Annotated in this window: 12 protein-coding genes; 3 read left to right on the top strand and 9 right to left on the bottom strand. The window is 48.5% G+C overall.

Annotated features, from left to right (window positions below):
- Window positions 1–53: 53 nt before the first annotated feature.
- A complete protein-coding gene (locus tag AMICO_RS00810) occupies window positions 54–1,001 on the bottom strand; it encodes a cation diffusion facilitator family transporter (RefSeq protein ID WP_013047581.1) in 948 nt (315 codons plus the stop codon).
- Between the two features lie 99 nt (window positions 1,002–1,100).
- Here AMICO_RS00810 and AMICO_RS00805 point away from each other — a divergent pair, with 99 nt between their 5' ends.
- On the top strand, window positions 1,101–2,921 hold the full coding sequence (locus AMICO_RS00805) for an aldehyde ferredoxin oxidoreductase family protein (protein ID WP_013047580.1): 1,821 nt from the start codon (window positions 1,101–1,103) through the stop codon (window positions 2,919–2,921).
- 3 nt (window positions 2,922–2,924) lie between these two features.
- Here AMICO_RS00805 and AMICO_RS00800 read toward each other — a convergent pair whose 3' ends face one another.
- Genes AMICO_RS00800 through AMICO_RS00780 form a run of 5 tightly spaced genes read right to left on the bottom strand, consistent with a single transcriptional unit; the run spans window position 2,925 to window position 6,269 of the window.
- The gene (locus AMICO_RS00800; RefSeq protein WP_041459293.1) at window positions 2,925–3,503 is read right to left on the bottom strand and encodes a DNA-3-methyladenine glycosylase I; all 579 of its coding nucleotides are present in this window, start codon (window positions 3,501–3,503) and stop codon (window positions 2,925–2,927) included.
- Window positions 3,500–4,186: a HesA/MoeB/ThiF family protein gene (locus AMICO_RS00795; RefSeq protein ID WP_013047578.1), complete on the bottom strand. Its 687-nt coding sequence runs from the start codon at window positions 4,184–4,186 to the stop codon at window positions 3,500–3,502. The genes AMICO_RS00800 and AMICO_RS00795 overlap by 4 nt, the downstream gene beginning before the upstream one ends.
- 2 nt (window positions 4,187–4,188) lie before the next feature.
- Entirely contained in the window at window positions 4,189–4,632 is a 444-nt protein-coding gene (nifU, locus tag AMICO_RS00790; RefSeq protein ID WP_013047577.1) for a Fe-S cluster assembly scaffold protein NifU, read from the bottom strand.
- Complete coding sequence (nifS, locus tag AMICO_RS00785; RefSeq protein WP_013047576.1) at window positions 4,622–5,824, bottom strand: cysteine desulfurase NifS; 1,203 nt, start codon at window positions 5,822–5,824, stop codon at window positions 4,622–4,624. The genes nifU and nifS overlap by 11 nt, the downstream gene beginning before the upstream one ends.
- A gap of 28 nt (window positions 5,825–5,852) precedes the next feature.
- Window positions 5,853–6,269 carry an RrF2 family transcriptional regulator gene (locus tag AMICO_RS00780; RefSeq protein ID WP_013047575.1) on the bottom strand — a complete coding sequence of 139 codons (417 nt, stop codon included), beginning with the start codon at window positions 6,267–6,269 and terminating at the stop codon, window positions 5,853–5,855.
- 154 nt (window positions 6,270–6,423) lie between these two features.
- Between AMICO_RS00780 and AMICO_RS00775 the strand changes: the two genes are divergently transcribed.
- Together AMICO_RS00775 and AMICO_RS00770 are read left to right on the top strand one after the other, a co-directional pair.
- Window positions 6,424–6,705 (top strand): MoaD family protein, encoded by a 282-nt coding sequence (locus tag AMICO_RS00775; RefSeq protein WP_013047574.1) that lies wholly within the window; start codon window positions 6,424–6,426, stop codon window positions 6,703–6,705.
- 21 nt (window positions 6,706–6,726) lie between these two features.
- Window positions 6,727–7,848 carry an aminotransferase class I/II-fold pyridoxal phosphate-dependent enzyme gene (locus AMICO_RS00770; protein ID WP_013047573.1) on the top strand — a complete coding sequence of 374 codons (1,122 nt, stop codon included), beginning with the start codon at window positions 6,727–6,729 and terminating at the stop codon, window positions 7,846–7,848.
- A gap of 94 nt (window positions 7,849–7,942) precedes the next feature.
- Here the strand turns inward: AMICO_RS00770 and AMICO_RS00765 are convergent, their stop codons facing one another.
- Genes AMICO_RS00765 through AMICO_RS00755 form a run of 3 tightly spaced genes read right to left on the bottom strand, consistent with a single transcriptional unit; the run spans window position 7,943 to window position 10,306 of the window.
- The gene (locus AMICO_RS00765; protein ID WP_013047572.1) at window positions 7,943–8,686 is read right to left on the bottom strand and encodes an ABC transporter ATP-binding protein; all 744 of its coding nucleotides are present in this window, start codon (window positions 8,684–8,686) and stop codon (window positions 7,943–7,945) included.
- A complete protein-coding gene (locus tag AMICO_RS00760; RefSeq protein ID WP_013047571.1) occupies window positions 8,683–9,456 on the bottom strand; it encodes an ABC transporter ATP-binding protein in 774 nt (257 codons plus the stop codon). Before AMICO_RS00760 ends, AMICO_RS00765 begins: the two co-directional genes overlap by 4 nt.
- Complete coding sequence (locus tag AMICO_RS00755; RefSeq protein ID WP_013047570.1) at window positions 9,440–10,306, bottom strand: branched-chain amino acid ABC transporter permease; 867 nt, start codon at window positions 10,304–10,306, stop codon at window positions 9,440–9,442. The genes AMICO_RS00760 and AMICO_RS00755 overlap by 17 nt, the downstream gene beginning before the upstream one ends.
- Between the last annotated feature and the right edge of the window lie 3 nt (window positions 10,307–10,309).

Genomic DNA, 10,309 nt, shown 5'->3' with positions numbered 1-10,309 from the left:
ACGACAAAGGAAAAGCCCGGGCAACCTATGTACCCGGGCCTCAGATTTCTTATTTAATGGGGGTGGTTCGGATGTTCCGACACGTGGTCATCAACGTGATCTTTCCCTCTTTCCGGAAGAGGTTCAACATGAAGGGAGATGAGGGTTTCCGGCCCAAACTCCTGATGAAGCCTGTCTTCCACCACTGAGGCTATATAATGGGCTTCCACCAGGCTCATAGACCTATCGACGAGAACATGGGTTTCCATGGCAATATAGGGACCGACCCGACGAGTTCGCAAATGGTGGACTTCGCGAATCTCCTTCGACTCCCTTATAAGGGCTATGATCCGCTCTTCCGTTTCTCTATCGAGAGCTCCCTCAAGAAGTTCATTCAAGCTCTCAAGCATTATCGGCAGCGAGACTCGAATGATAAAAAAACTTACAGCAGCTGCCGCAATGGGATCGAGGATGCGGCCTCCGCCTCCTAAAAAACGGGCCCCTGCGATGCCAAAAAGAACGCCTATGGACGAAAAAGCATCGGAACGATGGTCCCAAGCCTTGGCCAAAAGAGCCGGGCTGTTTATATTTTTGGCCCAGTGGGCTGTATATCGGTATAGAAGTTCTTTTACCACAATGGACAAAAAGGCAGCCCCCAAGGCAAGCATTCCAGGCCGGGGAAGAGCCTCTCCTCTCAAGATCATAATAATTTTATGAGCGGCTTCAAGCAAAATCCCTGTGCCTGCCACAAATAAGACCACTCCGCATAAAGAAGCTAAAAGAGTTTCCACCTTTCCATGGCCATACCGATGATCTTTATCTGCAGGCTTGTTGACCACTTTAAAACCGAAAAATACCACTACATCGGTAACAAGATCTGAGAGAGAATGGGTAGCGTCAGCAATCATGGCTCCGCTATGAGCGGTGAATCCTGCCGCATATTTTACAATGGTAAGAATCAGATTAATCCAAAAACCTACGGATGTCACTAATAGGGCACGTTCCCCTCGGTTGAATTCCATGAAAGCAGGGCTCCTTTTTGTTGTAATAATAAATGCTCAAGAAATATTTGCAGTATATAATGAAAAGAGTAAAAAAGGCAATAAAGGGGGAGATTGGTTATGAAAATGCAAATGGTCCATATCGATCTTTCCACTGGGACAATAGATACGTTCTCAGTGGAAGAGGGGGTAGCTCGCCGTTTCATAGGAGGTTCAGGCCTCGGCACCTATTTTTACTTCAAATATTCCCGTCCGGAAATTGACCCTTTAGGGGCGGAAAACCCGCTTATTTTTATGAATGGACCCTTTCAGGGCACTGGAATACCCACCAGCGGCCGACATCAGATCGTTTCAAAATCTCCCCTGACAGGGGCCCACGGCGAATCAGACGCTGGCGGAACTTTTGGATTTCATCTTTTGCGAGGGGGCTTTTACGGCCTTATTGTGGAGGGGAAAGCTGAAAAGCCTGTCTATATAGTCATTCGCAACGGAGAAGTTTCTCTTCGCGACGCATCTCTTTTATGGGGAAAAGATTCCTTTGAAACCGAACAGATGCTTAAAGAGGAGTTTGGAGGAGCTTGCGGTGTTTCATGCATAGGCCCGGCAGGAGAAAAAATGGCCCTCATAGCAGGAATAATGCACGACGGACCCCATGCTCGAGCTGCTGGTCGATGCGGCCTTGGCGCAGTCATGGGAAGTAAAAATCTAAAAGCCATTGTCGCTGGGGGGACTTTTAGACCAGGCCTGTTCGACGAAGAAAAAGTGCGGGCCCTCTCAAAAGAAAAACACCTTTTATTTTCTCAGAAATTGGCAGGTATGACCCGTTTTGGAACTGCCGGCGGAGTATCCTTGGCCGAAGAATACGGGGATTTGCCCATTAAAAACTGGCAGCAAGGCTCATGGAAACCAGAAGTCTTGTCTATTACGGGTGAAGCCATGGCCGACACAATCCTCACAGAAAATTACGGCTGCGTTGCGTGTCCCATCCGTTGCGGGAGAGAAGTTGCCTTCGATAATATTGCTGGGGCAGGGCCTGAGTACGAAACCATCGGCATGTTGGGAAGCAACTGTCTTGTCAACGATCTGAAAGATATAGCCCGGGCTGCCGATATCTGTAACCGCTACGGCCTCGACACCATCTCGACAGGGGCAGCAGTAGCCTTTGCCATGGAGCTTTTTGAACGGGGCATCGTTACAGAGAAAGAAATCGGATTTCCCCTTAATTGGGGAGACGGAAAGGCCATGATCCGAATAGTGGAAGCCATGGGAAAAAGAGAAGGCTTCGGCGCTATTCTCAGCCTAGGAACCCGCAAGGCAGCTGAAATAATAGGACATGGGGCTGAGCGATATGCAATTCACGTAAAAGGCCTTGACCTTCCTGCCCACGATCCTCGCTGCTACAAAAGCCTGGCTGCCGGATATGCCACATCAAGCCGCGGAGCCTGCCATCTTTCAGGCTACACATACGCCTGTGAACGAAACGCTACTTATAAGGATTTTGGAATTACAGAGGTCCTCGACAGGACCATCGATGACGGGAAAGGAGAACTGAACGTTCCTTTCCAGAACTTTATGGGCGTTCTCGACTCTCTAAAAATATGCAAATTTCCAATCCTTGCCTGTGTCTCCATTGATGATCTCCTTACATGGATTCACGGCGTTACAGGCTGGGAGATGACCAGAGAAGAGCTAGAAGAGACAGGTAAGCGCATCTTTACACTGAAGCGGCTTTTCAACTCCCGGTGCGGCTTCACAAAGGATGACGATACTTTACCAGAACGGATTCTTCACGAACCGCGCGGAACAGGAGGAGCCGCGGACACACTTCCCGACCTTCAGAAACAACTTGAATGCTACTATGCAGCCAGAGGCTGGGACGAAAAGGGCATTCCTACCTATGAGCAATTGAAAAAACTGGGGATTGAAGAATTCGCATTATAGACATTAAAAAGATTTTCCATGACAAAAGCAATGGATGAGATGGTCATTGACCATCCCCACTGCCTGCATATAGGAATAGCAGATGATGGGGCCGACGAAGGTAAATCCTCTTTTTTTCAGCTCCCCGCTCAAGCGGGCAGAAAGAGGGGTGGAAGCCGGTACGTCTGACGGATTTTTCCAGTGATTGGTTATGGGTTTGTTATCTACAAAACTCCATAAAAAGCGCGAAAAAGAACCATGCTTTTCAGCAATGGCAATGAATTGGCGCGCATTGTTCACCGCCGCCGCGATCTTTCGCCTGTTTTGTATGATGTGGGGGCTCTGACAGAGCCCCTCTATTTTTTGCTGATCAAAGGCCGCCACTTTTTCAACATCGAACTGGGCAAAGGCATCTCGATAGCCTTCTCTCTTCTTGAGAACAGTGAGCCAGCTCAATCCCGCCTGGGCCGATTCTAGAATCAACAGTTCGAAAAGGCGCTCTTCGTCGTATTGAGGAACACCCCATTCTTCATCGTGATACGCAGTGAGCAATGGATGGGTTTCCGCCCAGGGACAGCGCTTCATTTCCTCATTGGCTATCATAGTTCCAAAGTCTCCATAGACATGATGGCAAGATCTACAAGCGTAAGAGTTCCCCACCGTATCTCTTCCACCTCCGCCAGATATTTAATGGCCTCTGCCGCTTCAAGGGCACCGATAACATAAGGGGTGAAACTTGGAGTTCCCGCCGCAACCTCAATGCCCGCGTCAGGGAGACTCCCTTCAAAAACATCAAAATGAGTTTTTTCCCATGGTCTATATCGTCCCACCTGCCCAATCATCCCCCCAAGAGCGCCATGGATGACAGGAACTTTCGCCTCCTTGCACCCTTTATAGAGAACAGCCCTTGCCAAATTGCTATCAAGGGCATCAATTGCCAAATCCACTCCTGCCAGAAGTGACTGACAATTATCCTCAGTCAACATGTGAGGAACCGCCCACACGTTGACATGGCCATTGATCTCTTTTACTCTCGCCTCAGCCGCTTCAGCCTTTAATCGCCCAAAATTGTCTTCCTTTGCCAAGAGCTGACGATTTAAATTACTCTCTGAAAACACATCCCCATCTACAAGGGTGAGCGTTCCTACCCCTGCCCGGGCCAGAATTTCAACAACCACCCCGCCGAGTCCTCCGCAACCAGCTACAAGAACGTGGCATCGAAAGAGGCGTTCCTGTCCCTCCATTCCTAAACTTGCTATGTTCCGGTCATAACGGCGGGGAATCATTGTTATCCCTGATGATGAAAGTGGTGGGAGTGCTCGTCCACCAGTTCATCATGGCTTTTGTCTTCCCAGGGTTCAAGGCCCTGACGCCGGCGATAGTCGTTTATTGCCCCATGAATGGCCTCCTCTGCCAGTACAGAGCAATGCATTTTTATCGGTGGAAGTCCATCAAGAGCTTTCGCCACAGCGCTGTTCGTTATATTCCATGCTTCCTCTATAGTCTTTCCCATTACAAGCTCTGTGGCCATACTTGAAGAAGCGATGGCTGACGCGCAGCCGAAGGTCTTAAACTTAATATCCACAATATGGTCATTCTCAACCTTGATATATATCTTCATAATATCGCCGCATCTTGGGTTTCCCGCTTCCCCAACGCCGTCTGCATCCTTTATCTCTCCCACATTGCGGGGATTCTGAAAGTGATCCATTACTATTTCACTATAGAGCATTCTTCTCGCTCCTTTCCTCTGCCTTCAGAAAATCTTCCCATAAAGGCGACATGTTTCTACGCCGCTCTACTATTCCTGCAAGTTTTTCAACAACATAGGCCACATCTTCTTCTGTGGTGGATTCCCCAAGGGTGAGACGAAGGGAACCGTGAGCCTGTTCGTGGGTCAGCCCTATTGCCATAAGCACATGGGATGGATCGAGGGAACCGGAAGAACAGGCGCTTCCTGTAGACGCCGCTATGTCGAACATGTCAAGATCCATGAGAAGTGTCTCACCTTCTACCCCTATTAGGCTTACATTCACATTATTGGGCAGCCTGCCATCCCCCGCTGCACCATTGAGTTTTGCATAAGGGATCCGAGCCATGATTTCTTCTATTAAACCATCCCTCAAAGCGGTAAGACGACTTTTTTCCGAGCTTATCTTCCCTGCTGCCCGCTCTATGGCGATGCCCAGGCCCACAATGCCTGCCACATTCTCAGTTGTGGCCCTGCGGCCTTTTTCCTGGCCGCCTCCATGGATAAAGTTATCGAGCTTTACGCCTTTCCGAATATACATGACGCCCGTTCCCTTGGGGCCGTAAAATTTATGGGCTGAAAGAGAGAGCAGGTCAATATCCATGGCTTTCACATCAATAGGTATGTGAGCTACCGCCTGAACAGCGTCTGTGTGAAAGAGCACGCCCTTTTCCCGGCATAGCCTTCCGATCTCGGCAATGGGCTGAATGGTCCCTATCTCGTTGTTTGCAAACATCACCGAAACAAGAACCGTCTTCTCTGTGATGGCCTTTCTTACATCATCTACAGAGACACGACCCTCTTCATCTACGCCGAGGTAGGTAATATCATAGCCAAGGCCAGCAAGATACTCTGCTGAATGAAGCACCGCGTGATGTTCTATTTTTGTTGTGATAATGTGATTCCCTTTATTTCGATAGGTAAAAGCCACTCCTTTCAAAGCCCAATTATCCGATTCTGTACCGCCGCTCGTAAAATATATCTCATCGGGCGATGCGTTCAGCACCTCGGCAACCTTTTCGCGGGCAGCTCTCACAACCTCTTTGTTCTGCTGTCCCAGCGTATAAAGAGATGAAGGGTTCCCAAAAGACTCAGTGAAATAGGGCATCATCTCTTTGAGAACTTCGGAAGCCACTGGAGTAGTAGCCGCATGATCCATATAGACCTGTCGCATCATATTAATAGCCTGCCTTTCTCTCAAACTATTTCTGAAGATCATGATCTTCTATAAGATCTTTCAGCGTTGTTGAGACCAATACATTATCAATACTGTCGCGCAGCCTCAGCCAGAGCTTCCTGGCCGGGCACGCACTCTCTCTCATGCACTCCGGTCCTTCGAGACAATCAGCTATCTGAATGTTTCCCTCCAGAACCTCCACAACCTCAGCAACAGTAATTTCCATGGGAGCCCTGCTGAGGAGGTATCCTCCTTGAGGACCACGAACACTCTCAATAAGCCCATCTCTCCGCAGCTTCAAAAAAAGCTGTTCGAGATAACGCTCTGAAATGTTTTCTTTCGATGCAATATCTGTTATGCTCAGCGGTGTACGGCCATCATACTGACGGACAAGCTCTAGCAACGCCCTGAGCCCATATCGTGTCTTTGTAGACAGTTTCATTACGTTTCACCTTCTTTTTATAAGCTTGCATTATAAGTATTCATACTATACCCTACTGGATTTGTCAAGAATAAAACAGCTGCTATTTGCATTCTTTCAGGCGAAAAAAGATAATAAGGCTGAAGCAGACAATTAAAAAGGAGGAGGACTGCCCATGAAGCTCCGTGTCCATGCCTTTCTTATTTATGCTACTGGAGAAAAAGAATTTGACATGAAAGCTCCTGCCACCATCAGGCAGCTCTTGGAGGACTTTTCTAACCGTTTCGGAGAACCCTTTGATAAATGGATCTGGTCAAGCAACGAAGTTCCCCACCGTCTTATGGCAGGTACTATTATTATGGTCAATGGCAAACATATAGCCCATCTTAACGGTCTTGATACACCTCTTTGTGACGAAGACGTGGTCAATATTTTTCCACCGGTAGGGGGCGGTTAAAAGAATGAGGAGGAAGACACCATGAAACTGCCAGCTTTTAAAATTGAACGCTATTTCGCCCGCTACGAATTTAAAACCGAGTTTCTACTTTGCCCATCGGATTGCGAGAGCTTTTCTCTCTCCGAACTATTGCAAATGGCCGATACTGAAAGTCTTTCCCTCTGGAAAAACCTCCGGCTCGGATACACGGAATCCTTGGGACACCCTCTACTGAGAGAAGAAATAGCCGCTCTCTATACTGGTCTCTCGAAGGAAGATGTGCTGCTTGCCGTTCCAGAAGAAGGAATATTTTTGGCTTTCAACGGAATACTCGAACCTGGAGATCATGTTATAGCCATCTCTCCAGCCTATCAGTCCCTTTATTCCATCCCGGAAGGGATGGGCTGCGAAGTCTCCTATTGGTCTGTAAAGGAAAAAAATGGGGAGTGGACCCTAGACCTTGATGAACTAGAAGGGATGATCAGACCCGCAACAAAAATGATCGTCGTGAATTTTCCCCACAATCCAACGGGGTATCTGCCAGAGAAAAAAGATTTTCTTAAAATAGTGGATATAGCATCTCGCCACGATCTCTATCTTTTCTCTGATGAAATGTATCGATTCCTTGAGTTTGACGAAATGTCCCGTCTTCCTTCTGCATGCACTGTTTATGAAAAAGCTGTTACACTAGGCGGACTTTCCAAGGCTTTTGGCCTTCCAGGGCTGCGAATGGGATGGCTAGCAGCTCAGGACCGTGAGATCCTCAATATTACAGCCCAGTTGAAAGACTACACCACTATTTGCGGAAGTTCTCCTTCTGAAATTCTTTCTCTCATGAGCCTTCGGGCAAAAGAAAAAATCCTGCAGCGGAACAGGGCTCTTATAGCAAGCAACCTTGAAGAAATTGAAACCCTTTTCCACAAACATGATGACCTTCTCCACTGGGTTCCTCCCAAGGGAGGGTCTATAGCCTTCCCCGCCCTGAAAGGGAACATCCCTATAGAGGCCTTTTGTCAGGAGGCTATAGATCAATACGGAGTATTAATAATACCCGGCACTCTATTCGGATCAAAGGAAAATCGTTTTAGGGTGGGGTTCGGGCGAGCCACCTTTTCAGAAGCCCTCAAACAGTTTGAAGTCTTTCTGAACAATCGCAAAGGGTAATCTGCTTTCAGTAAAAAAATCAGGAGCCTCTCCTCTCTACAAAGATTGGCTCCTGAATCTTATAAATAAAGCCTTCCTGCAAATTCATAGCAAACTACAGAAGGCCCTTTTTTCGTCCCGCTCCTAAATAGGCATTCCTGATATCTGCGCTATTCAGCAAATCTTCTGATGTTCCTGCCATAATAATGCTTCCTGTCTGCAGCACATAGCCTCGGTGGGAAAGCAACAGAGCCTGTCGGGCATTTTGCTCAACCAGTAAAATGGTAACTCCCTCAGAGTTTATCCGGCGGAGCTCCTTAAAAATATCCCTAATGATAATAGGGGCAAGGCCCAGAGAAGGCTCATCTAAAAGCAAAAGGCGGGGGCGGGACATAAGGGCCCGTCCGATGGCCAGCATCTGCTGTTCACCCCCTGAGAGAGTTCCGGCATATTGGTCACGCCGCTCTTCAAGGCGAGGGAAGAGGGAGAAGACCCACTGAAGGTCCTGTTTCACCTTTTCCGGCTCCTTACGGGGAAAAGCCCCCATCATCAAATTTTCGTAGACGGTGAGAGGGGCGAATACCCGCCGCCCCTCCGGGACGAGGGATATGCCCTGTTTCACCACATCATAACTTCGCTGGGCCAAAGGCGCTCCCGAAAAATTAATGAGCCCTTTTTCCCTGCGAACTTCGCTCATAAGTGCGTTCATCAACGTTGATTTTCCCGCGCCATTAGCCCCAATGACACAGACTATTTCGCCTTCTTTAACCTGAAGTGAAATGCCGCGAAGAGCGCGAATGGCACCATAGCTTACTTGAAGGTTCTGCACGTCCAGGAGGATATTTTCTACATCGCTCATTCTTCGTCCTCCTCTCCCAGATAGGCTTTTAATACTTCAGAATTGGCCTGTATCTCCTCAGGGGACCCCTCCGCGATCTTCGCCCCGAAGTTCATGCAGATGATCCGGGGGCAAATTTCCATCACCAGGTCCATATGATGTTCTATCACGAGAATGGCTAGCTGGAATTCCATATGAATAGACTTTATAAGCTCGTTCAACGCCATAACTTCTTCAGGATTCATTCCTGCTGCCGGTTCGTCAAGAAGCAACAAACGGGGATCAAGGGCCAGGGCCCGTGCTATCTCAAGACGGCGCTGATACCCATAGGGCAGGGTCCCTGCAGGTTGAAGGGCCCGATCCGCAAGGCCTACTCGGTTGAGCAATTCCATACTTCGATCCCGTATGGATGTTTCTTTCATCCTCCACTTGCCAAAATGAGTCACAGCCTCTACAAAAGAATAGGCTTCATGCTGTTGTGCTGCTGTCATAACGTTCTCAAGAACTGAAGAACGGGGGAAGAGCCGCAAATTCTGAAAAGTCCGCGCGATCCCTTTTCGAATCACTTCGTAGGTCTTGAGAGGGGTAATATCTTCCCCATCGAAAAGTATCCGGCCCCCATCAGGATCATAGACACCCGTTACCACATTGAAAATTGTTGTTTTCCCCGCGCCGTTTGGGCCGATGAGACCAACAATCTCTTTTTCGTTCAAAGCAAAACTCATACTCTGAACAGCATGGACTCCGCCAAAGAATTTATCCACTCCGTTCAGCTCAAGCAGTGCCGCCATTATCTTTCCTCCTGAAAATCTTGTTCAGTAGCCCCCCGCCATTGAGTCCACCCATAATACCCTCGGGGCGAATCACCATAATGATTACGAGAACGGCCCCGTAAATAAGCATTCGATATTGCGAAATAGGCCTGAAAAGCTCGGTAACCAGAGTTATTACGAGAGTTCCTACCATGGTCCCGGCCATAGATCCAAGGCCTCCAAAAACCACCACGGCCGTTAACTCTGTGGACTTCAGCATATCGAACATAATGGGTTGTATAAAAGAAAGAAAACCGGCAAGAAGAGCTCCGGCCACTCCACAATAAAAAGCGGAGATCATCAGGCTGAGCACCCGCAGCCTGGCTGTATGGAAACCAAGCAATGAGGCCGCCACATAGTCATCGCGACAGGCTTTAAAGGCTCGTCCATACCGGCTATTGATCAGATTGAACATGCAGAGGGCCATGATGACAAAAAAAGTCAGGGCTACCGGCAATGTCGTATAGGGTTCAATGCCGGGATACCCCCGGGCTCCACGAGTTAGCGACTGCCAGTTTTCGAGGATAAGACGAATCGCTTCTCCCAAACCTATGGAAGCAATGGCAAAATAGTCGCCCATAAGCCGAAGGGTCGGAATTCCTATACCATAAGCCACTATAACCGCTACTCCGCCGCCAAGGAGTATAGCCGGCAGCCAGTGTACCCCATAATGCACTGTCAGAATGGCAGAGGTATAGGCGCCAAGAGCCATGTAGGCCGCATGCCCCAGGGAAAAAATGCCAGTAAAACCAGTGAGAAGAGAAACTCCCATAGCAGCAATAGCGTTAATGCACAAAAGCGTTATGATTCCCTCAGTATATCCAGACATGGG

Source organism: Aminobacterium colombiense DSM 12261 (genome assembly GCF_000025885.1).
GTDB lineage: Bacteria > Synergistota > Synergistia > Synergistales > Aminobacteriaceae > Aminobacterium > Aminobacterium colombiense.
Note: the sequence above shows the minus strand (reverse complement) of the source record. Positions and strands in the feature narration are given on the sequence as shown.

Bases quoted from the DNA above. Each gene is read 5' to 3' on its own strand.
- AMICO_RS00770 (WP_013047573.1), top strand. From the start codon at position 6,727: ATGAAACTGCCAGCTTTTAAAATTGAACGCTATTTCGCCCGCTACGAA.
- nifU (WP_013047577.1), bottom strand. From the start codon at position 4,632: ATGCTCTATAGTGAAATAGTAATGGATCACTTTCAGAATCCCCGCAAT.
- AMICO_RS00755 (WP_013047570.1), bottom strand. From the start codon at position 10,306: ATGTCTGGATATACTGAGGGAATCATAACGCTTTTGTGCATTAACGCT.
- AMICO_RS00805 (WP_013047580.1), top strand. From the start codon at position 1,101: ATGAAAATGCAAATGGTCCATATCGATCTTTCCACTGGGACAATAGAT.
- AMICO_RS00780 (WP_013047575.1), bottom strand. From the start codon at position 6,269: ATGAAACTGTCTACAAAGACACGATATGGGCTCAGGGCGTTGCTAGAG.
- AMICO_RS00800 (WP_041459293.1), bottom strand. From the start codon at position 3,503: ATGATAGCCAATGAGGAAATGAAGCGCTGTCCCTGGGCGGAAACCCAT.
- AMICO_RS00810 (WP_013047581.1), bottom strand. From the start codon at position 1,001: ATGGAATTCAACCGAGGGGAACGTGCCCTATTAGTGACATCCGTAGGT.
- AMICO_RS00760 (WP_013047571.1), bottom strand. From the start codon at position 9,456: ATGGCGGCACTGCTTGAGCTGAACGGAGTGGATAAATTCTTTGGCGGA.
- AMICO_RS00765 (WP_013047572.1), bottom strand. From the start codon at position 8,686: ATGAGCGATGTAGAAAATATCCTCCTGGACGTGCAGAACCTTCAAGTA.
- AMICO_RS00775 (WP_013047574.1), top strand. From the start codon at position 6,424: ATGAAGCTCCGTGTCCATGCCTTTCTTATTTATGCTACTGGAGAAAAA.
- nifS (WP_013047576.1), bottom strand. From the start codon at position 5,824: ATGCGACAGGTCTATATGGATCATGCGGCTACTACTCCAGTGGCTTCC.
- AMICO_RS00795 (WP_013047578.1), bottom strand. From the start codon at position 4,186: ATGATTCCCCGCCGTTATGACCGGAACATAGCAAGTTTAGGAATGGAG.